Raw genomic sequence first — 20934 nt, forward strand, 5'->3', positions numbered from 1 at the left:
TTACGAACATAATAATCATTTCAAATCGTCACGCTCAAAAATGACTCTTAAAATACAGATTTACAATAATTTCAAAGAACTTGTTTTATTTTTTAGTGGACACTAGTGAAAATTCTTATAAATTAAAATTTAGTTTTATGTTTGCGTCTGATATTATATAAATGATTTATCGAGAACTTAATAATAACTATATATGCAATTATCGGTACCTAAAAATGGTAAAGCAGCTTTTGTAGCTCTTTTTATTTTAATGACAATGTCACATTCTAATGCACAAGAAAAACCTGCTGTAGAAAAAAGCCAATTTAAAATTAACGCACTTCTTCCCGGATTTGTTTACGAACATGGTCTAAGTGATAAAAATACACTTTACTCAGAATTGAGTTTAGGTTTGGATATACATCGAATAGTTTTGGAAATACCTGGACCTTTTATCCTTACATTAATGAGCAGTTCCGTCATTATTATAATTTAGAGAAAAGGGCAGAAAAGGGTAAAGTCACTTCTCGTAATTCAGGAGGTTTTGTTGCTATGACCGCTTTTTATAATTTCAAATCAATTGCTACTAATGATAATTTTTTACCCCAAAATGCATCGATTACTGTAGCTCCGGTTTGGGGTTTTCAACGAACGTATAAAGGGAATTTTAATATTGATTTGAATATGGGTGTTGGTTATAATTTTGACAAAAATGACAGTGAATTAGTTCCAGTTTTAAACTTTACTTTGGGTTGGGTAATTGGTAAATAGTTATTTTAAATGGTTATTAAAAACAGAAAAGTTCTTGTAATTTCAAGAGCTTTTCTGTTTTATATACTATCTAAATTATTCTTCTTCACCTTCGTTTTGGTCTGATTCATTATCAGAATCTTCTTTATCACCGGAACCAATTTCGAAAAAACTAAAAATAGAACCACCATAACTTTTATGAAACGAAAAGTGAATCATATGATCTAGTTTGGTATATTTAGAATGTTCGATGACCATCATTCCTTCTTCATTAAGCAGTTCTTTTTCGAAAACTAATAAGATAATTTTTTCGAACGTTTTTTGGTCCAAGGCATAAGGCGGATCTGCAAAAATAATGTCATAAGACGTTTTACATCTTTCTAAATAGGTGAAAACATCACTTTTTGTAGCGGCAATATTAAAATCATATTCGGTTGCCACTTGCTTGATGAATTTTATACAACCAAAATCACCATCAACAGAAGTGATTGGCGTACTTCCTCTTGAGGCAAATTCGTAACTGATATTTCCTGTTCCGGCAAATAAATCTAATATTTTAAGTCCTTCAAAACTGAAATGGTTGTTCAAAACATTAAATAACGCTTCTTTAGACATATCGGTAGTGGGACGAACGGGCAATCCTTTTGGTGGAAAAATGCGTCTTCCTTTGTATTTTCCTGAAATGATTCTCATGAGTTGAAAAGTATAAAATGATTTCTGTTTTCGGCCTCAGAAAAATAATTGTTCCATCGCAAATCTTCCACATCAATGAGGGAAACGTTGCGAATGTATTGGTAAGCGATTTTGAAATAATCGCTTTCGGTATCAATATTTCCGATTAGTTCCAATGGGAAGTTTTCGGGATTTAAGTTCAATTGTTCAGCCGTAAACAAAATATAATACAAGAAATCTTCTGGCGTCTTGTAATCAAAAGAATTGAAAAGAATTAGTTTTTGGTTCTGAACTACAATGATTTCAAAATGACCTATATTAATATGTACAAACATTTTTTTATCATCTTTATTTTTGGAGGCGATCAAAAGTTTAGAAACCAAAATACTATTGGCATGTTTGTAATCGAAAGTACCAAATTGGTCAATGAAAAAATTATTGATATTTACATAGGGAATGTAAACTGCATTCATTTGATAGTTTGGAATTTCATCAAAAGCGAAAAAATCAGTTTCAAAAACTTTAGTATTGTATTGCAAATAACTGCCTAAAAAGTTCTCATCAAATAATGGTTCTGGAACAAAAGTAGAAAGATTGTTGTTGTGTATCACCAGAATTTCATCATAAGAATCCTTTAATTCTGGATGATTAATGAAAGCATTAGCAAACAAATCTTCAATTTTTGTGGCTTTATGAAAGGTATCAAAATGCACTTCGTTAAAGGAAGTTACCGTATTATTTAGCGTATCAAAACAACAAAAAGAAAGTCCAGTCAAGGAAACTTGAATGGAAAGTTTTTTATATTTTTTTTCGGCAATGTCCATAATACTATTGATTTTTTCAACAACGCAAACTTACAAATTTAAAAATCAATAACAATATCAATTGCAATGGCAATGGCAAAAATCAATTACAAAACTCAATTGCAATGACAAGAGCAATAGCAATGACAATAGCAAAATTCAATGGCAGTAATTGAAAATTGAAATTGCTATTGACATTGAAATTGAAAAAACATTCTTTACTTTGCAGTCAAATAACACGAAATGAATTCCTCCCTGTTTTATAGTCTTTTACAAAAAAATTTTCCTTTTCAGCCCACCTATAAACAAGATATTTTTTTTCAAAAAATTGCTATTTTTTTAACCGAAACAGACAATAAAACCATCTTTGTATTAAAAGGATATGCTGGTACGGGAAAAACGACCGTGATATCAACGATTGTAAACAGTTTATTAGATATCAATAAAAAATATGTTTTGCTCGCGCCAACCGGTCGTGCGGCAAAAGTAATTGCCAATTATTCGAACAAACCCGCTTTTACAATCCATAAAAAAATCTACTTTCCCAAGAAATCTGCGGGTGGTGGCGTTTCGTTTACGTTACAACAAAACAAACATAAAAACACCATATTTATAGTCGATGAAGCCTCTATGATTTCAGATACGAATTCTGATTCGAAGTTGTATGAAAATGGCTCCTTATTAGATGATTTGATTTCGTATGTTTATTCAGGTATCAATTGCAAAATGATTTTATTAGGCGATACTGCTCAGTTGCCTCCCGTAAATCTAGACATCAGTCCTGCATTAGATATTCAAACTTTAGGAATGAATTATGATAAGGAAGTAGAACATATCGAGTTGGACGAAGTTATGCGTCAGGAAGAAAATTCCGGAATTTTGCATAACGCAACTGAACTTCGGGAGTTATTGAAAGATTCCTTTATCGATGAATTCAAATTTGATGTCAAAAAATTCAAAGATATAGTTCGTCTGACCGATGGGTATGAAATTCAGGATGCCATCAATTCTGCCTACAGTAATTATAGTATAGAAGACACCGCTTTTATTGTTCGTTCCAATAAAAGAGCGAATCAATATAATGAGCAAATCAGAACCAAAATCCTCGATAAAGAAAGTGAACTTTCAACAGGCGATTTTCTGATGGTGGTGAAGAACAATTATTTTTGGTTGAAAGATTCTGATGAAGCGGGTTTTATTGCCAATGGTGATATCATCGAAATTTTAGAAATTTTCAATATTAAAGAATTGTACGGTTTTAAGTTTGCCAAAGTAAAAATTAGAATGATTGATTACCCCAATCAGATTCCATTTGAAACTGTATTATTATTAGATACCATAAAAAGTGAATCACCATCATTGACCTATGAAGAATCGAATAGATTGTATCAGGAAGTGTTGAAAGATTACGAGGGCGAAACCAAATTCCAAAAGTTCCAAAAAGTAAAAGCCAACGAATATTTCAATGGTTTGCAAGTGAAATTCTCGTATGCAATTACCTGTCATAAATCGCAAGGTGGACAATGGAATACCGTTTTTATAGAGCAACCGTATTTACCGGATGGCATCAATCGAGATTATATTCGGTGGTTGTATACGGCAATGACCCGAGCCAAAAATAAACTATATTTGATAGGATTTAAGGATGAGAATTTTGTAGAATGATTATTTTAAAATTAAACCATTAAGAAAATTAAGGTTCATTAAGTGACAATTCCAAAATCTTAATCTTCTTAAATCTCTTAATGGTTTAAAAAACATTTAAATATATTGTTTATGAATACTTTAAACGACTTACATAAAATTTAGGATCTTTTTCGAATACCCAAAAAATGCCGGTTTTGTTTTTAGGACATGTAAGCCCATTGAATGCGATTGAGGAAATTTTCAACCATTGCTAGATTTTGAAAAACAAAACAAGGCGTTTCAATTTGCGATTCCTACTCCAGAACATTATGTACCTTTAATATATACTTTAGGACTAAAAGGAAAAACCGAAGAACTCAGTTTGTTTAATGATAAGTTATTAGGAGGTTCTTTGAGTATAACTTCGGTGAAGATTATTTAGGATAGATTTGTGTAAAAAATCTTATATTTGTAAGATAATTTATGAATTTAGTTTACGAAAAAATAAACATATAAATAATGAGATTTTCACAAAGAATAGGTAAGACTTCAGTTAGAGATTCCATACAAATAGAATCAATTGATGAAAAATTAGAAAATAGACTTTGGAATACAATTCTTTTTAATTTTTTTGATAAAATTAAAGATAATTCGAATTACTATAATGTTGAATCACATGAAGTTGCAGTTTATGTACATATATGGACAGAGTTTTTTGGCAAACGTAGAGATGAAATTCCAGTAGACTATAATGGCTATATTAATTTTAATAATAATGTTGATTATTTAAAAGAGTGGTTTTTTAAATGTCAATGGTTTGAGAAATATGATTTTTTGGAATTTTTATCAAAATTTGATATAAACTATTTTGAGCTAAATTTCACAGAGGAATGTAATGATTCTCTAAAAAGAGAAATGTCAGCATATCGGCTTGTGGATGGACATATTGTGCAAATTACTTCTGAAGAAGAAATTATTGAAATAGAAGAAGCTCTGACTAATTCCTCTAAATGGGAACCCGTAAATACTCATTTGAAAACTGCGATTACCTATTTTTCAAATAGAGAAAATCCAGATTATAGAAATTCTGTTAAAGAAGCTATTTCAGCAGTTGAATCTTTAAGTAAAATAATTGTAGGGAATGATAATACAACACTTGGTCCTGCATTGAAAATTATTGAGAAAAAACATAAATTGCACGGTGCTTTGAAGAGCGCTTTCACAGCTTTATATGGTTATACTAGCGAAGCGGGAGGAATTAGACATTCTTTATTGACTGACGATGTAGAAGTTAGTATGGAAGATGCTAAATTTATGTTAGTTTCCTGCTCAGCATTTATTAATTACTTAAAAGTAAAGATTGAAAAATAAAAAACTTTGCGACTTGGAGTCTTTGTGGCAAATTAAAAATATAAAAAAGTAATGAAAATAATAGCAGTCATTCCCGCACGTTACGCTTCAACACGATTTCCCGCAAAACTGATGCAGGATTTAGGAGGTAAAACGGTCATTTTAAGAACCTATGAAGCAGCCATAAACACGCAATTATTTGATGATGTTTTTGTGGTAACAGATTCCGATTTAATTTATGACGAAATCGTTTCTCACGGTGGAAAAGCTATTCGCAGCATCAAAGAACATGAATCTGGAAGTGATCGAATCGCGGAAGCAGTCGAAAATCTAGACGTTGACATTGTGATTAATGTGCAAGGAGACGAGCCTTTTATTGATGCGGAACCTTTGGCAAAAGTGATTGAAGTTTTTAGAAATGATTTGGATAAAAAAGTAGATTTAGCTTCGTTAATGCGCGAAATTACAGATGAAGAGGACATTAATAACCCGAATAATGTAAAAGTGGTTGTGGATCAAAATGGATTTGCTATGTACTTTTCGCGTTCGGTAATTCCGTATCCAAGAGAAAAAAATGTGGGCGTTCGGTACATGCAACACATCGGGATTTATGCGTTTAGAAAACAAGCATTATTGGATTTTTATAGTTTACCAATGCAATCTTTGGAAGCATCCGAAAAATTGGAACAATTGCGTTATTTGGAATTTGGAAAACGAATTAAAATGGTCGAAACGACACATGTTGGAATCGGAATAGACACGCCGGAAGATTTAGAAAAAGCGAGAAAAATGCTGTAATTACTCTAGATTTTCGTGATCGAAATAGCCTTTTGTTTTTACTTTGGTGGAAAAGAAATTCAAGAAAAGCACAATGAAAAACAGAAACAGTAAGGCTTGTGTTGTAACTAGAAATTTCCCGATTGTGGTAATGGGATAATAATCTCCATAACCAATAGAAGAGGATGTTACAATACTGAAATAAATAGCATCAAACCAATGAAAGAAAGGTCTGTTTAAGTAACGATCAATAGAATAAAATACGGCATACGCGAATGCGATCTCTAAATAATTAAAAAAAAGCAACAACATAGACCTTTTGTACGAACGTGGTTTTGAAAATAAATCAGAGGCAAAAATTAACGTTGGAATATAAAAAACAGTTTCTAAAAATAGATAAACAAGAATCCAAATAATCCATTGATGGCTTTGCCAATGATTTACTAAAATCACTATTGGAAAAACCACTTTTAGTAGAACATAGAAATCCAAAGCTAAATCTTGATATTCGACTCCTTTTTTGCTGGCCCAATATTTTATGTATATTCCGGGAAAAAGTAATTGAGACGAAGCTAATACTAACCGAACGATTTTTTCAATTCCATTATCTTCCTGATGATCGTTATTCCAAATGGATTGAATATTTTGAATCCTTTTTTGAATAGGATTAAATTTAGGTTGAAAACCCTTTGACGTTTTTCCAAGAAGCAATTTTTTTAAAATTTTTTTCATTCCAACAGAGAATTAAATAATTAAATGGGTGTGCAAAATATTGGTGTCGATATGAGAATATTGAATTGTAAATTTTCAAGAAGACCATTTACCATTTATATTTAATTTAATTTTTCGATAACGATCAACTCATTATGAATTTCAACTCTAGGAATAGTTTTTATTTGAAATTCATTTTTTAAAAACTCAGAGACGTATTTTTTATTTCGCAAATTTTGACTGTCATTTAATAGCATCGTATTAAAAAGAATAAAACCGCGACTTTTTAAAAGAGAGCAAACCCTATTGGTGAAAAAAGTTTCAAATAAAAAATTCGGCATTGTTGTATCTTGAAAAATATCAATAATAATTAAATCGTATTTGGCTTTAGTTTTTAAAACAAATTCAAAAGCATCATCAATTACAATAGTAAGATTTTTTATTTCGTCTAATTTAAAATAGGTATTTGCAATATTTATAATTTCGGGATCAATTTCAACTCCAGTGATACTTCCTTTAAATTTTATTTCGTCAACCAATGTTTTGATAACACTTCCGCCACCAACTCCCAAAATAAGAATTTGATTCATGACGGCTATTTTTTCGTATCCAATATTTTTTAACCCCAATCTTAAAATACGTTGTAAACTGCCATACGAATAATTAGCATTTTCCGAGTCTAAAACTAATTCACCATTTGCCCAAGTTACTTCAAGCGATTTACTCAATACTGATTTTGTTTCGTAAATTTTTATCGGAAGGAAATAGCTAAATATTTTTTTAATCATTATTGGCAGTTTATCCAAAAATAAGATTTAAATCTTTTATTTTGCAGTAAATAAAAAAGAATGAAGAAACAATTTTACGAATGGATATTTTTCAGACTCATGGGCTGGAAAATTATTGGTGGTATTGATCCAAATATAAAAAAGTGTGTTATGATGGTGATGCCACACACCAGTGCCCATGATTTTTACTTGGGGATTTTTACAAGGGGAATAACTGGATTAGAAATGAACTGGGTTGGTAAGAAAGAATTATTTCGTTTTCCATTTGGTTTTTATTTTAGATATATGGGCGGTGAACCATTGGATCGTTCTGGAGGTTTAAACAAAGTCGATTCTATTGCAGCTATTTTTGACAGAAAAGAAATTTTTCGTTTGGCAGTTGCTCCAGAAGGAACCCGAAAAAAAGTTACCGAATTGAAAACAGGATTTTATTATATCGCTTTAAAAGCAAACGTCCCTATAATCCCTGTCGCATTTGATTTTGGTAAGAAAGAAGTTAATCTTGGAATTCCAGTTTTACCTTCTGGAACTATAGAAAGTGACATGACTATTTTAAAGAAACATTTTATAGGTGTTGAAGGTAAAATATCGGCAAAAGGATATTCAGTCAAAAAAAATTAAATTTGTTTAAAAAAAATCAAAACCAAAATTTTAAATTTTTCGTAAATATAAATAAGTCTTTAAAAAACATATTTACAAAAAAATATTTGCCTGTTCACTTTTTTTGATGGTACTATTTACTCGAAGCTACGTGTAGAAGTAAATTAGTAATCTTGATTTTTTGTACTTAGATAATAGAATTACAATTTAGTTTTTTTTTTGAATGACTCCAATTTGGAAATCTGAATTGGGGTTGTTTTTTTTAATCGGGGACATAACTTTTAAAAGTTCCATTTTTATAAAAAATTACGATTTTGTCAATAGCAGCAGAATACGATTCTTTATCGTTAATTTGATTTTCTATTTTTTTTGTTTCCAATACTGGAATCGAATTTGGTATTTTTAATTCCGAAAATAAATTCTCAGTAATTATTTCAGTCGGTGGAGGAGTATAAATATTTTGTTTTACAATTTGCTCAACGCGACTTTCTTTTTTATCAAACTCTTCTGTGTTTTTTGGAAAGCTTCCTTTTCCATTCAAAATCCAATACAAATCTACATCTGGAAAAACATCTAGTATTTTAAGAATAAAATCCAAGCTTGGTTTATTTCGTCCAGAAAGGAGGTGAGACAAACTGGAGCGTTGTACCCCAATTTTATCTGCAAAAGCAGAAGCATTCAGGCTATAATAATCCAGAATAATTTCCAACCTTTTTATAAAATCTTCGGTGTTTACCATTGTAAATTGTTTTTTAAAAAAAAAACTATTTACAAATGTAACTAAAAAGAACTGAAATACCAAAATCACAACTGTAAATAGAATTACGAGCTTAAAAAGATGTAACTTATCAGTTAAATAACAATGCTCAAGTACTTGATAATATATAAATTAATTAATAAAAATTTAAATGATACTAATTGTTTACTAAACAAAGTCAGATCCCTATTGACGCTGCCTAAACAGTGTTTACATTTATATAATTAGGTCACTTTTTAATGTTTACAAATGTAAATATAAAGATGTTTACTTTTGTAAATCAAATAAAGTAGCATGAATTTAGAAGAATTATTTCATCGGTATAAGGAACATTCAATACACGGACGATACATTACGTTAGACTCAATTGTTCCGATTTTAAAAAAATTAAATACGGCAAATCAGCTTAAAGTTATTGGGAAATCGGTTTTAGGGAAATCCATTTATTCCTACCAAATAGGGAAAGGAAAAACTAAAATATTTCTTTGGTCACAAATGCACGGTAATGAAGCTACCACTACAAAAGCCTTGTTTGATTTTTTGAATGTCTTGCATGGTGCTTCAGAAAGCGAGCAAAAATGCCTTGATGCATTTACCTTTTATTGTATTCCAATGTTAAACCCTGATGGAGCTGCTTTATACACCAGAGAAAATGCTAATAAAGTTGATTTGAATCGCGATTCACAAGCACTTACACAGTCAGAAAGTAAGCTTTTACGAGCTGTTTTTGAAGAGTTTAAACCTGATTATTGTTTTAACCTTCACGATCAGCGCACTATTTTTGGCGTAAGCGATACTGGAAAACCTGCAACGCTATCTTTTTTAGCGCCTTCATACAATGAGAATCGCGAAATTAACGACACTCGATTAAAAGCAATTCATCTTATTGCTGGTGTAAATGAAATACTTCAAGAATATTTACCAAATCAAATCGGACGTTTTGATGATTCCTTTAATCTCAATTGCATTGGTGATACGTTCCAGTATTTAGGAGTTCCAACTATTCTTATAGAAGCCGGACATTTTTCTTACGATTATGAACGTGAAGAAACGCGAAAATATGTTTTCATGGCTTTAATTTCTAGTTTTAATGTGCTGAGCGAAAACGTTATAGTTAGCAACGGAATTAATAAATACTTGAATATTCCTCAAAATAAAGTCGTTTTTTATGATTTTATCTATAAAAACATCAAGATAAATTATGATGGTATTGAAATAATCACCAATTTTGCACTTCAGTATAAAGAAGAGTTAATTGATAATGATATTTTTTTTAATGCCTACATTTCTCAGATAGGAAATTTGGAAGGGTATTTCGGTCATTTTGAATACGATGCTAAAGAAGCAAGTTATAAAGATGATTTTAATAACATTCCTAAATTAAATCAAAAAGCAGATTTTTATTTAGATAATAACATAAAAATTGTTAACGGAATGATAAATATTTAATATTTATGTCTTTTTGTTGTTTTTATGTATATTTTTATACTTTGTTAAAGTAAATAATAATGATAATTAAAGAGTTATGAGTAAATTTCGTTTAGATGAAGTAGATCACCAGATTTTGGACATGTTGATAGACAATACAAGAGTTCCATTTACAGATATTGCAAAAAAATTACTTATATCTGCAGGAACTGTACATGTCAGAGTAAAGAAAATGGAAGATGCTGGCATCATCATGGGATCTTCATTAGTTCTTGATTATGATAAGTTAGGTTATTCGTTTATTGCGTATGTGGGTGTTTTTCTGAACAATACGTCGCAAACAAAATTTGTTTTAGAGCGAATTAATGGAATTCCATTCGTTACAGTAGCATCTGTTACCACAGGTAAATTCAATATTTTTTGTAAAATTAGAGCTAAAGATACCAAGCATGCTAAAGATGTTATCTTTATGATTGATGATATTGAGGGTGTTTACAGAACAGAAACAATGATTTCACTTGAGGAAAGCATTAATGATAAGAAGCGCTTGATGCATACTATTTTCAAAAATATGTAATTAATCTTGAATGCGCTATATTGTAAATAGAACCTCAAGTTAATTCTTGGGGTTTTTTTTATGAACAATTAACTAAACCAACCTCAACTAACCATGTACACACTACCTAAAATTGAACGATTTAATCAAGATGTTCTTTCAAAATACCATATTTACAACAGTGTATTTATAACGTTACCATTTGATTCTATTGATAGTACGGGTGTTTTACTTCCGTTGTTTACAGATGTTTGCGAAATTGGTTTTAAAAAGCAAGAAACACCGAAGGAGATTGTAGATTTTTTTGCCAAAAGATATTTGCAAAACGCTTCCGAAACGGATAAAATAGATCTGATGTTTCGATTTATTCAGTACATAGAACGTCAAATTGTTTTATTTGATGCTATCGAAGATGCTGCTTTTCCTGTTGTAAACAATATGGAAGGAATAGGGTCTTTGCGAGACATTAAGGAAAAGGCAGATGTAAAAGACAATGAAGAGGAGCTTATAGATTTTCTAGAAAATTTTAATGTTAGGACCGTATTAACGGCACATCCTACGCAGTTTTATCCTGGAGCAGTTCTTGGTATTATTAATGATTTGACGAATGCAATTCGGAAAAATAACTTACTCGACATCAAGCAATTGTTGGCTCAATTAGGGAAAACTCCATTTATTAAAAATGAAAAGCCAAATCCTTACGATGAAGCAGTTAGTTTAATTTGGTATCTTGAAAATGTATTTTATCAAACCTCTGGAGAGATGGTTCATTATTTGCAAAAGAACCTTTTCAAAGGAAATTCTATACAAAACCCCTTGATTAAACTTGGTTTTTGGCCTGGTGGTGATCGGGATGGTAATCCATTTGTGACTACTGAAATTACTTTAAAAGTTGCAGATCGTTTGAGAACCTCAATCTTGAAGTGTTACTATATAGAAATTAGAAATTTAAAAAGAAAGCTAACCTTCTCAGGGGTAGATACTTTAATAACAGAACTGGAACAAAAGCTTTATAGGTCTGTTTTTTATTCAAAAGGAGAAATTTTCATTGTTTTAGAGGATTTTAAATCTCAATTAAATAAAATAAAGCAGATTATTATTGATCAACATCAATCTTTGTATTTGGATGAACTGGATGCTTTATTGATAAAAGTGAATCTATTTGGGTTTCATTTTGCTTCATTAGACATTCGTCAAAATAGTAAAATACACGATGTAGTATTCAAAGATGTAGTGGGATTGTATTCTAATTCCAATACTTTAGTTTTTCCTAAGAATTATTATGAGCTTTCTGAAGCTGATAAATTTACCATATTATCAAAAGTTAAAGGCAATCTCGACCCGTCTGTTTTTGATAATGAAATGACAAGGTCTACCTTAGAATCTATTCAAACTATTAAAGAAATTCAGGCCAATAATGGCGAATTTGGTGCAAATCGCTATATTATAAGCAACAACGACAGTGCATTGAATGTTATGGAAATCTTTGCTTTGTTCCGCCTGAGTAATTGGGAAAATCCTACTGTGGATATTATTCCGTTATTTGAATCTGTTGATGATTTGCAAAATGCACATGAAATGATGGAGAAGTTATATTCTAATCCTGTTTATGCAGAACATTTAGCTCGCCGAAACAACAAACAAACCATTATGCTTGGCTTTTCTGACGGAACAAAAGACGGCGGTTATTTAATGGCAAATTGGAGTATTTATAAAGCCAAAGAGGCGTTGACGGCTATTTCTAGAAAGTTTGGTATTAAAGCGATTTTCTTTGATGGTCGAGGCGGACCGCCAGCTCGTGGTGGAGGAAAAACGCACAAATTCTATGCTTCGTTAGGTCCAAATATTGAAAACAACGAAATTCAAGTTACAGTTCAAGGGCAAACAATTAGTTCTAATTTTGGAACTTTGGATTCTTGTCGATACAATTTAGAAAATTTATTGAGTGCTGGTGTGACTAATCAAGTTTTTAGTAAAGGACAAAATGAATTATCTGCGCATGAAAAAGATATTTTAGATCAATTAGCTGGTTTAGGCTATGAAAAGTATTTGAGTTTTAAAAATCATCCCAAATTTATTCCATATTTGGAGCAAATGAGTACGTTGAAATATTATGCTAAAACTAATATTGGAAGTCGACCTTCTAAAAGGAGTAAATCGGAGCATTTAGATTTTGCCGATTTACGTGCGATACCTTTTGTGGGTTCTTGGAGTCAGTTAAAGCAAAATGTTCCTGGTTTTTTTGGCGTAGGAACCGCGCTAAAATATTTTGAGGAAACCAATCAATGGGATAAAGTACAAGATTTGTATGATGATTCCCTGTTCTTTAAAACCTTGCTAGAAAACAGTATGATGTCATTGGCTAAATCATTTTTCCCTCTAACGGCTTACATGAAAAAAGATCCTCAGTTTGGAGCATTTTGGCAAATTATTTATGATGAATTTTTAGAAACAAAACGTTTACTTTTAAAAATTGCAGGTCACAAAGAATTAATGGAAAATTATCCAGATGGTAAAGCATCTATACAAGTTAGAGAACGTATAGTATTGCCATTGTTAACAATACAACAATATGCTTTATTGCGAATTAACGAATTGAATAAAGCGGAAATGCCCGATGAAGCATTGATTAAAGTATACGAAAAAATAGTAACGCGTTCGCTTTTTGGGAATACAAACGCCAGTAGAAACTCAGCTTAAATAACAGATAATATGAATTCAACACATTTACCTACTTCAGAATATGCTCCCTTTTATGCGCCTTATTTAAACGCGCTTGGAGCTGTTAATTTGATTGAAGAATTAGAAATTTCGCTTCATGATTTCATTCGTTTTGTGCAAAACATTCCAATGGATAAATTTGATTACAGATATGCTGAAGGCAAGTGGAACATCAAAGAAATCATCCAGCATGTGATAGATACAGAACGAATTTTTGGTTATCGAGCCTTGCGAATTTCCAGAAACGATCAAACCCCATTGCCAGGTTTTGATGAGAATTACTATGTTAATAATACCGAAGCAACAACTAGAAGTATTCAAGATTTATTAACTGAATTTTCTGCAGTACGTCATTCGAATTTGTTTCTTTTTAAAAGTTTAACCGAAGAACAATTAAAGAGAATTGGAATTGCCTCAAATGCAGGTGTTTCAGTTCGAGCAATAGGTTTTATTATGATTGGACATCAAAAACACCATCTGACTATTTTTCAAGAAAGATATTTATAGTTTTTAAAAACAAGTTGACCACAATTTCAGCTTGTTTTCAAAACTCATTGTATTAGCAGGACTAGTGGAAGGAATCACATGATAGGTGATGCCTTCTATTTGTCCAAATTTTTTACAAAAGTATTTATGACTTTCCTTACCATTAAAGACAATTGTTTGGATATTGGGGAACAGACTAAATAAAGATTCAAAATCATTTTCCTTTTGGTTTTTGATATGAATGTCTAAACTTCCTTGTCTCTCGCAATTCTCTAAGACATCCCAAAGTCCAATTTTATTTACTTGGAGCACCTGTATTTTTTCTTCGAACATTTCAGATATTGGCATAGCGTTCAGGATCGTATACAGTATTCTCCAAAAATGATTTCTTTTGTTTGCATAATACTCCTGTTTTTCAAGCGAAGCAATACCTGGCATTGTGCCCAAAATCAAAATTTCGGTTTGTGAATCAACATACGGTTGAAAAGATTGAATCATAGCATAGGTTTAATGAACAGCATTCTCTTTTTCTAATATTGCTAATGCCAATCGGATTTTTCCATAATCTATTTTTTCTTCAAAATAATCAAAATAGGGTTTCAAGGCATTTGGTGATTCCAGTTTTATTTGAGCATCGGCAATTTGCGAAACTTCTTCTTTTGAGATAAACGAATCCAAATCTATTTCTGCTCCGTCAACATACAGTTTAGCTAAATGGGACATAATAGTGCTAAATCCTAATTTTCTTTTTTGGGCAATCTCCTCAACAGTCAATCCGTTTTTATAAAGTTCCAATGTTTCTTTGTAGGTTGTGGCTTCTTTTTTCTTTTTAGTGCCTTTTGGTTTCTGGAAATCTTGAATAACTTTTATAAAAGCATCGCCATATTTTTCTAGTTTGGCTTTACCAACACCATCAATTGCTAGTAATTCGGTATCGCTCATTGGTCTTTCAGTTTCCATTTGGCGCAAAGCCGCATCACTAAAAATTACATAAGCAGGAACGGATTCTTCTTTGGAAATTTCATAACGTAATTTCCGTAAGGTTTCAAAAAGTGAATTTGCTACTGATTTGTTTTTGGTTTCTGTGATTTCTTGCTTCTCGATATTGATTTTCTGAACCGTTGTCAGTTGTACTTTTTCACCTTCAAATAATACTTTTTTAGCTAAACTAGTAAGCCGAATTTTATTTTGTTTATGAAAAGCAATCTCACAGTAGCCAAGATTTATCAATTGTATCAAATATTGATTCCAATCGTACCATGAAAGATCAATACCTACACCATACGTTTTTAGGTTTTGGTATTCTTTTTCATAAATATAAGCGTTTTTAGAACCGCGCAAAAAGTCTATAATTACTGGCAGTGGTTCGGTTTCTTGTAATCTAATAATTGCCGATAATGCTTTTTGAGCAAGGATGGTTCCATCGAAAAAAAGTGGTGGATTTTTACAAATATCGCAATTTCCACAATTCTCTGTAACGAGTTCACCAAAATAGGAGAGTAATATTTTTCTGCGACAGCTCAACGCATCGGCATATTGTTTCATTCGTTCTAGTTTGGCCAGTTGCACTTCGGCGTTTAAACCTTGAGAGGCAAATTTTTGCAATTGAATCACATCGCCATAACTTTCGAATAATACGGTTTCTGATGGCAAACCATCGCGACCAGCGCGGCCAATTTCCTGATAATAACCTTCTATGTTTTTTGGTAAATTATAATGAATTACCCAACGAACATTTGATTTATCAATTCCCATTCCAAAAGCTATAGTTGCACAAACCACTTTGCAATCATCGTTGATAAATTCATCTTGAGTTTGTGAGCGAATTGGATTATCTAAACCAGCGTGATAAGCTTTAGCACTTACACCTAACTTTTGTAGTTTTTCAGCAAGTTCTTCTGTTGTTTTTCTGCTAAGACAATAAATGATTCCTGATTCATTTGGTTTTTCTTGGATGAAATCTATTATTTGTTTGACTCTGTCTAAAGCAGGACGCACCTCTAAACTTAAATTTTTTCGATCAAAGGAAGCGACAAATAGTTTCGGATTTTTTAAGTTTAATTGTTGGCTAATGTCCTTACGAGTAGCTTTATCGGCAGTGGCAGTTAAAGCTAAAATTGGAGTAGAAGGGAAGCGATTTTTGAGATATCCAAGATTTGTGTAAGCTGGCCGAAAATCATGTCCCCACGATGAAATACAATGCGCTTCATCAATTGCGATAAGGCTTATGTTCAAACTATTGAAAATATTGTCTAAAAAAGACAAGCTTTCCGGAGCAATGTAAACCAGCTTAATAACGTTTGATTTTAAGCTTTCTATATAAAATTGTCTTTCGTCTTCGGTTTGACTGCTATTGATGAAACAGGCTTCAATTCCATTTGCTTTTAGCCCATCAACTTGATCTTTCATCAAGGCAATTAGTGGCGAGATTACAATTGTAATTCCCGGAAATAGTAATGCGGGTAATTGAAAACAAATTGATTTACCACCACCCGTCGGCATAATAGCCAATGTGTCTTGCCCTGAAAGTATGCAATTTATAATATCTTCTTGATTGGGCCGGAATTTTTCAAAGCCGAAGTTCTCTTTTAATTTGGCGTGTAAAATTTCTTGAGTCATTTTGGCAACTATTTTAGTTCTAAAGGAAAAAAAAAGGAACTCGTGAATGAGTTCCTTTTAGGTATTTTTTGAGTTTAATTAATCCTCATCTTCGTCATCATCATCATCAGAATAATCCTTTTCGTCAGATTCATCATCGTCATCATCTCCTAAATCTGAATCTGGTTTGTCATTATCCTCGTCATCATCGTCATCAATATCATCGTCTAAGTCAAGTCCTTTTATAGGCTCAACAACATCATCAATGATTATTTCATCATCCTCATCATAATTTTCAATTCTGTCAGCCAGTTTTGTGCTCACTTTTACTAAATAAATAGTGTCTTCAGTTCGTACTTCAACTGCTTCAATCAATTCATTTTTAGCATTTCTAAAACTAATAATATTTGAATCATCATAACCATCTGGAAATTTGTCAACCAAAAGATTTAAAATTGCATTGGTAAGTTTTGCGTAATCAACAATTACTCTTTTCATAAAAAATATTCTATAGATCTAATAAATAAGCGAAAATCAAAGGCGCTACAATAGTAGCATCGGATTCAATAATAAATTTTGGTGTTTTTATATCTAATTTACCCCAAGTAATTTTTTCATTTGGCACTGCTCCAGAATAGGAACCGTAACTAGTTGTTGAATCTGAAATTTGACAGAAATAACTCCAAAAAGGTACATCGTGCATTTCCATATCTTGGTACAACATAGGCACCACACATATTGGAAAATCTCCTGCTATTCCGCCACCTATTTGAAAAAAACCAATACCGTTTGAACTATTTTTTGGATACCAATCTGATAAGAAAACCATATATTCAATACCGGATTTCATCGTAGAAGCTTTTAAATCTCCTTTGATTACATACGATGCAAATATATTTCCCATTGTACTATCTTCCCAACCTGGTACAATAATAGGTAAATTTTTCTCAGCAGCTGCATACATCCAGCTGTCTTTTAAATCTATTTCATAATATTCCTCAAGTACACCTGAAAGTAACATTTTGTACATGAATTCATGCGGAAAATAACGTTCTCCTTTATCATCTGCATCTTTCCAGATTTTGTAAATATGCTTTTGCAAACGTCTAAAAGCTTCATGTTCTGGTATACAAGTATCAGTAACACGATTCAAACCTCTTTCTAGCAAATCCCATTCGTCTTGAGGAGTTAAATCACGATAATTTGGAACTCTTTCATAATGAGAGTGAGCTACAAGATTCATAATGTCTTCTTCAAGATTGGCACCTGTACAAGAAATAATATGCACTTTATCTTGACGAATAATTTCGGAAAATATTTTTCCAATCTCGGCAGTACTCATAGCACCAGCCATGCTCACCATCATTTTTGCACCATTGGCTAATTGTTGTTCGTATGCCTTAGCTGCGTCAACTAAAGATGCAGAATTAAAATGCAAGTAATGCTTTTCAATAAACTGACTGATTGGTCCTTTGCTCATTTTTTAAAAATTTAAATACTTAAAAATCATACGGTTAAAGTTGTTTTTCAAAATTAACGAATTTTTAAATTGACTAATTGATTTATTGTGAATTTATTTTTTTTTGTCGTACCCTAATATTTTAAGGACATCTTGGGAAGTTTGTTGTTCTGAAAAAACCTCAGTTGCCAAGATTCCGTTTTCGTCTCTGTCTATTAATATGTGTTTGGGTTGTGGAATTAAACAGTGGTGCAAACCACCATATCCACCAATTGTTTCTTGATATGCGCCTGTATTGAAAAACCCTATATACAATGGTTTTTCTTTATTGTATTTAGGTAAATAAATGGCATTCATGTTTTGCTCAGAGTTGTAATAATCATCACTATCACAAGTCATTCCGCCCAATAAAACACGTTCATAGGTATCGTTCCAGCGATTGACAGCTAGCATAATAAAGCGTTTGTTGATGGCCCAAGTGTCTGGTAAAGTTGTAATGAAAGAAGAGTCAATCATGTTCCATTTCTCTCTATCATTTTGTTGTTTTTGGTACAAAATCTGGTATATAGCACCTCCACTTTCTCCTACAGTAAAGGAACCAAATTCAGTAAAAATGTTTGGCACATCTACCTCAGCTTCATCACAAGCAATTTTAATCTGATTGATTATTTCGTCAATCATGTATTGGTAATCATATTCAAATGCCAATGAATTTTTAATTGGAAAACCACCACCAATATTTAATCCATCAAGAGTAGGACATTCTTTTTTTAATGCCACGTATACTTTGATACATTTTACTAATTCGTTCCAATAATAGGCATTGTCATTTATTCCAGTATTGATAAAAAAGTGCAGCATTTTCAGCTCCAATTTCTTATTTTCCTTGATCTCTTTTTTATAAAACGGAACAATGTTTTTATAGCCTATTCCCAATCTAGAGGTATAAAATTCAAACTTTGGCTCCTCTTCAGCGGCAATACGAATTCCTATTTTGAATTTATTCTTGATTTGACCTTGCAGTAAATCAAGTTCTTCAAAGTTATCAATAATTGGGATGGTGTTTTTATGACCAGTATTTATCAAACGGGCAATATTCTCGATGTATTGGTCTCTTTTGAAACCATTGCATATCACATAAGTACTTTTATTTATCTTGCCATTTGCTAATAAATTTTCAACAATATTAATATCAAAAGCAGATGATGTTTCAATATGAATGTTATTTTTGAAAGCTTCATTCATAATGTATTCAAAATGAGAGCTTTTTGTGCAATAACAATAATAATATTTGGCCTCATACTTGTTTTTCTCCATCGATTTACGAAACCAGCTTTTGGCTTTGTTAATATTGTTAGAGATTTGAGGTAAATAGGTAAACTTTAATGGAGTTCCGTATTGTTCCACCAATTTCATTAAATCGATATTGTGAAATTGAAGATTATCTTTGTTTAAGGTAAATTCTTCCTGGGGAAAATAATAGGTTTGATTGATTAAATCAGAATATTTTGTATTCATTAGATGTCATAATTATAGATTAAAATAGTGTACGGTAAAGTAACCTATAATTCAAACCCTAATATTTGAGTATATGATTTGAAGCTTCTCGTGGTCAGCTTTCAAATATTGAAAAATATCAAAATCAAAGTTACCTTTAATGCAATTAAAACGTCTCAATATTCTCAGAAAAGACATATTGCTACGGATTTTACTCGTATTGTAAGTGCGTTTGTTTTGGCTTTTTTTCATCGATGCAAATGTAAAAAATATTATATACCTAATGCAATCCTTTTTATAAAAAATAATTAAGATTTATAATCCAAAAAAGCCTCAAGAATTAATTCATTTTCAACGGATTGATTGATCTTTATTTTTCCGATACCGTCTAACAAAGCAAACTGTATGGTCCCATATTCATTTTTTTTGTCATGTATGAGTAATTCTAGTATGGGTTCAATATCATTTTCATCAAAAACTATAATGCCATAAATTGATTTAATAGTAGATTTTATTTGAAAATATTCTTCCTGATTGATCAGGTTTTTATGGAGTGAAATAAAACTTTCTAAAACCATTCCTGCCGCTATAGCTTCTCCGTGCAATAAAGTGGTTTTAGTATCGTTTTCGAGAAAGTAGCTTTCAATTGCATGGCCAAGCGTATGACCAAAATTTAATGCTTTACGAATATTTTTTTCTGTAGGATCTTGCATTACAATTTCGTTCTTTATTTCAATAGAACGATAAATTAATTGATCAAAATCAGCAAAATCAATAGCCTTTAAGTCTAAAAATTGTTTCCAATATACCTGGTCGTATATTAAGCCATGTTTCAGCATTTCGGCAAGGCCAGATCGCATCTCATTTTGTGGGACCGTTTCTAAATATTGAGTATCAATTAGTACCATAATGGGCACATTTATAACTCCTATTTGGTTTTTTAAATTCCCTAAGTCTATACCATTTTTACCTCCTACAGAGGCATCAACCATCGATAATAAGGTAGTTGGAATGTGGATAAAATCTACCCCTCGTTTGAAGGTGGAAGCCACAAATCCCCCTAAATCAGTAACCACACCGCCCCCTAAATTGATGATTAGACTCTTTCGATCGGCACCAAGTTCTGTGAAGACATTCCAAATTTGGACGCAAGTCTCAATATTTTTATTTTGCTCTCCCGAATCAAATTCGATGATTTCAATCGTAAGATCAGTTTCTAAAAAAGGGAGAAATAGTGTTGTGCAATATTCATTTGTATTATTGTCTACGATAATGAATAGTTTTGAATATTTATTTTCTTTCAAATGAAGATTTAATGCTTCGTATGCTTTCTCATTGAAATAAATAGGGTAGTTATTGGCTATTATATTTTGCAT

At 31.6% G+C, this 20934-nt stretch carries 22 protein-coding genes; 11 read left to right on the top strand and 11 right to left on the bottom strand.

Features of this window, described 5'->3' with window-relative positions; genetic code table 11:
* Positions 1-193 precede the first annotated feature (193 nt).
* Positions 194-475, top strand: coding sequence for a hypothetical protein (locus ACNQGB_RS14365; RefSeq protein WP_417944867.1), 282 nt, complete (start codon positions 194-196; stop codon positions 473-475).
* Between the two features lie 56 nt (positions 476-531).
* A complete protein-coding gene (locus ACNQGB_RS14370) occupies positions 532-750 on the top strand; it encodes a hypothetical protein (protein WP_417944866.1) in 219 nt (72 codons plus the stop codon).
* A gap of 75 nt (positions 751-825) precedes the next feature.
* Here ACNQGB_RS14370 and ACNQGB_RS14375 read toward each other — a convergent pair whose 3' ends face one another.
* Positions 826-1422, bottom strand: coding sequence for an RsmD family RNA methyltransferase (locus ACNQGB_RS14375; RefSeq protein ID WP_417944865.1), 597 nt, complete (start codon positions 1420-1422; stop codon positions 826-828).
* On the bottom strand, positions 1419-2225 hold the full coding sequence (locus tag ACNQGB_RS14380) for a DUF3822 family protein (RefSeq protein ID WP_417944864.1): 807 nt from the start codon (positions 2223-2225) through the stop codon (positions 1419-1421). The genes ACNQGB_RS14375 and ACNQGB_RS14380 overlap by 4 nt, the downstream gene beginning before the upstream one ends.
* Positions 2226-2447: 222 nt before the next feature.
* Between ACNQGB_RS14380 and ACNQGB_RS14385 the strand changes: the two genes are divergently transcribed.
* From ACNQGB_RS14385 to kdsB, 4 genes are all read left to right on the top strand, one after another.
* Positions 2448-3869, top strand: coding sequence for an ATP-dependent DNA helicase (locus tag ACNQGB_RS14385; RefSeq protein WP_417944862.1), 1422 nt, complete (start codon positions 2448-2450; stop codon positions 3867-3869).
* A gap of 229 nt (positions 3870-4098) precedes the next feature.
* Positions 4099-4272, top strand: a complete 174-nt coding sequence (locus tag ACNQGB_RS14390; protein ID WP_470303597.1) for a hypothetical protein — start codon at positions 4099-4101, stop codon at positions 4270-4272.
* Positions 4273-4349: 77 nt separating this feature from the next.
* A complete protein-coding gene (locus tag ACNQGB_RS14395) occupies positions 4350-5201 on the top strand; it encodes an AbiJ-NTD4 domain-containing protein (RefSeq protein WP_417944860.1) in 852 nt (283 codons plus the stop codon).
* Positions 5202-5252: 51 nt separating this feature from the next.
* Positions 5253-5978, top strand: coding sequence for a 3-deoxy-manno-octulosonate cytidylyltransferase (gene kdsB, locus ACNQGB_RS14400; RefSeq protein ID WP_417944859.1), 726 nt, complete (start codon positions 5253-5255; stop codon positions 5976-5978).
* Here the strand turns inward: kdsB and ACNQGB_RS14405 are convergent, their stop codons facing one another.
* Complete coding sequence (locus ACNQGB_RS14405) at positions 5979-6689, bottom strand: potassium channel family protein (protein ID WP_417944858.1); 711 nt, start codon at positions 6687-6689, stop codon at positions 5979-5981.
* Positions 6690-6790: 101 nt separating this feature from the next.
* Entirely contained in the window at positions 6791-7456 is a 666-nt protein-coding gene (locus ACNQGB_RS14410) for a spermidine synthase (protein WP_417944856.1), read from the bottom strand.
* A 60-nt stretch (positions 7457-7516) separates the two neighbouring features.
* Between ACNQGB_RS14410 and ACNQGB_RS14415 the strand changes: the two genes are divergently transcribed.
* Complete coding sequence (locus tag ACNQGB_RS14415; protein ID WP_417944855.1) at positions 7517-8077, top strand: 1-acyl-sn-glycerol-3-phosphate acyltransferase; 561 nt, start codon at positions 7517-7519, stop codon at positions 8075-8077.
* 241 nt (positions 8078-8318) lie between these two features.
* On the opposite strand, the gene ACNQGB_RS14420 is transcribed toward ACNQGB_RS14415, so the two are convergent.
* Positions 8319-8795: a helix-turn-helix transcriptional regulator gene (locus ACNQGB_RS14420; RefSeq protein ID WP_417944853.1), complete on the bottom strand. Its 477-nt coding sequence runs from the start codon at positions 8793-8795 to the stop codon at positions 8319-8321.
* Positions 8796-9107: 312 nt separating this feature from the next.
* Between ACNQGB_RS14420 and ACNQGB_RS14425 the strand changes: the two genes are divergently transcribed.
* From ACNQGB_RS14425 to ACNQGB_RS14440, 4 genes are all read left to right on the top strand, one after another.
* Positions 9108-10262, top strand: coding sequence for a M14 family metallopeptidase (locus ACNQGB_RS14425; RefSeq protein WP_417944852.1), 1155 nt, complete (start codon positions 9108-9110; stop codon positions 10260-10262).
* 76 nt (positions 10263-10338) lie between these two features.
* A complete protein-coding gene (locus tag ACNQGB_RS14430; RefSeq protein ID WP_417944850.1) occupies positions 10339-10818 on the top strand; it encodes an Lrp/AsnC family transcriptional regulator in 480 nt (159 codons plus the stop codon).
* 93 nt (positions 10819-10911) lie between these two features.
* The gene (locus ACNQGB_RS14435; protein ID WP_417944848.1) at positions 10912-13497 is read left to right on the top strand and encodes a phosphoenolpyruvate carboxylase; all 2586 of its coding nucleotides are present in this window, start codon (positions 10912-10914) and stop codon (positions 13495-13497) included.
* Positions 13498-13509: 12 nt separating this feature from the next.
* Positions 13510-14025, top strand: a complete 516-nt coding sequence (locus ACNQGB_RS14440; protein WP_417944846.1) for a DinB family protein — start codon at positions 13510-13512, stop codon at positions 14023-14025.
* A gap of 3 nt (positions 14026-14028) precedes the next feature.
* On the opposite strand, the gene ACNQGB_RS14445 is transcribed toward ACNQGB_RS14440, so the two are convergent.
* The 6 genes from ACNQGB_RS14445 to aroB all read right to left on the bottom strand — a co-directional run bounded on the left by ACNQGB_RS14445 (position 14029) and on the right by aroB (position 20934).
* Positions 14029-14502, bottom strand: a complete 474-nt coding sequence (locus ACNQGB_RS14445) for a DNA-deoxyinosine glycosylase (RefSeq protein ID WP_417944844.1) — start codon at positions 14500-14502, stop codon at positions 14029-14031.
* 9 nt (positions 14503-14511) lie between these two features.
* Complete coding sequence (gene recQ, locus ACNQGB_RS14450) at positions 14512-16623, bottom strand: DNA helicase RecQ (RefSeq protein WP_417944842.1); 2112 nt, start codon at positions 16621-16623, stop codon at positions 14512-14514.
* A 78-nt stretch (positions 16624-16701) separates the two neighbouring features.
* Positions 16702-17100, bottom strand: a complete 399-nt coding sequence (locus ACNQGB_RS14455; protein ID WP_417944840.1) for a DNA primase — start codon at positions 17098-17100, stop codon at positions 16702-16704.
* Positions 17101-17110: 10 nt separating this feature from the next.
* A complete protein-coding gene (locus tag ACNQGB_RS14460) occupies positions 17111-18082 on the bottom strand; it encodes a deoxyhypusine synthase family protein (RefSeq protein ID WP_309755696.1) in 972 nt (323 codons plus the stop codon).
* 93 nt (positions 18083-18175) lie between these two features.
* Complete coding sequence (locus tag ACNQGB_RS14465; RefSeq protein ID WP_417944838.1) at positions 18176-19579, bottom strand: type III PLP-dependent enzyme domain-containing protein; 1404 nt, start codon at positions 19577-19579, stop codon at positions 18176-18178.
* A 287-nt stretch (positions 19580-19866) separates the two neighbouring features.
* On the bottom strand, positions 19867-20934 hold the full coding sequence (gene aroB, locus ACNQGB_RS14470; RefSeq protein WP_417944837.1) for a 3-dehydroquinate synthase: 1068 nt from the start codon (positions 20932-20934) through the stop codon (positions 19867-19869).

Source organism: Flavobacterium frigidum (genome assembly GCF_048286795.2).

Coding starts and splice junctions, on each gene's coding strand:
- ACNQGB_RS14365 (WP_417944867.1), top strand. CDS start 194: ATGCAATTATCGGTACCTAAAAATGGTAAAGCAGCTTTTGTAGCTCTT.
- ACNQGB_RS14370 (WP_417944866.1), top strand. CDS start 532: ATGACCGCTTTTTATAATTTCAAATCAATTGCTACTAATGATAATTTT.
- ACNQGB_RS14375 (WP_417944865.1), bottom strand. CDS start 1,422: ATGAGAATCATTTCAGGAAAATACAAAGGAAGACGCATTTTTCCACCA.
- ACNQGB_RS14380 (WP_417944864.1), bottom strand. CDS start 2,225: ATGGACATTGCCGAAAAAAAATATAAAAAACTTTCCATTCAAGTTTCC.
- ACNQGB_RS14385 (WP_417944862.1), top strand. CDS start 2,448: ATGAATTCCTCCCTGTTTTATAGTCTTTTACAAAAAAATTTTCCTTTT.
- ACNQGB_RS14395 (WP_417944860.1), top strand. CDS start 4,350: ATGAGATTTTCACAAAGAATAGGTAAGACTTCAGTTAGAGATTCCATA.
- kdsB (WP_417944859.1), top strand. CDS start 5,253: ATGAAAATAATAGCAGTCATTCCCGCACGTTACGCTTCAACACGATTT.
- ACNQGB_RS14405 (WP_417944858.1), bottom strand. CDS start 6,689: ATGAAAAAAATTTTAAAAAAATTGCTTCTTGGAAAAACGTCAAAGGGT.
- ACNQGB_RS14410 (WP_417944856.1), bottom strand. CDS start 7,456: ATGATTAAAAAAATATTTAGCTATTTCCTTCCGATAAAAATTTACGAA.
- ACNQGB_RS14415 (WP_417944855.1), top strand. CDS start 7,517: ATGAAGAAACAATTTTACGAATGGATATTTTTCAGACTCATGGGCTGG.
- ACNQGB_RS14420 (WP_417944853.1), bottom strand. CDS start 8,795: ATGGTAAACACCGAAGATTTTATAAAAAGGTTGGAAATTATTCTGGAT.
- ACNQGB_RS14425 (WP_417944852.1), top strand. CDS start 9,108: ATGAATTTAGAAGAATTATTTCATCGGTATAAGGAACATTCAATACAC.
- ACNQGB_RS14430 (WP_417944850.1), top strand. CDS start 10,339: ATGAGTAAATTTCGTTTAGATGAAGTAGATCACCAGATTTTGGACATG.
- ACNQGB_RS14435 (WP_417944848.1), top strand. CDS start 10,912: ATGTACACACTACCTAAAATTGAACGATTTAATCAAGATGTTCTTTCA.
- ACNQGB_RS14440 (WP_417944846.1), top strand. CDS start 13,510: ATGAATTCAACACATTTACCTACTTCAGAATATGCTCCCTTTTATGCG.
- ACNQGB_RS14445 (WP_417944844.1), bottom strand. CDS start 14,502: ATGATTCAATCTTTTCAACCGTATGTTGATTCACAAACCGAAATTTTG.
- recQ (WP_417944842.1), bottom strand. CDS start 16,623: ATGACTCAAGAAATTTTACACGCCAAATTAAAAGAGAACTTCGGCTTT.
- ACNQGB_RS14455 (WP_417944840.1), bottom strand. CDS start 17,100: ATGAAAAGAGTAATTGTTGATTACGCAAAACTTACCAATGCAATTTTA.
- ACNQGB_RS14460 (WP_309755696.1), bottom strand. CDS start 18,082: ATGAGCAAAGGACCAATCAGTCAGTTTATTGAAAAGCATTACTTGCAT.
- ACNQGB_RS14465 (WP_417944838.1), bottom strand. CDS start 19,579: ATGAATACAAAATATTCTGATTTAATCAATCAAACCTATTATTTTCCC.
- aroB (WP_417944837.1), bottom strand. CDS start 20,934: ATGCAAAATATAATAGCCAATAACTACCCTATTTATTTCAATGAGAAA.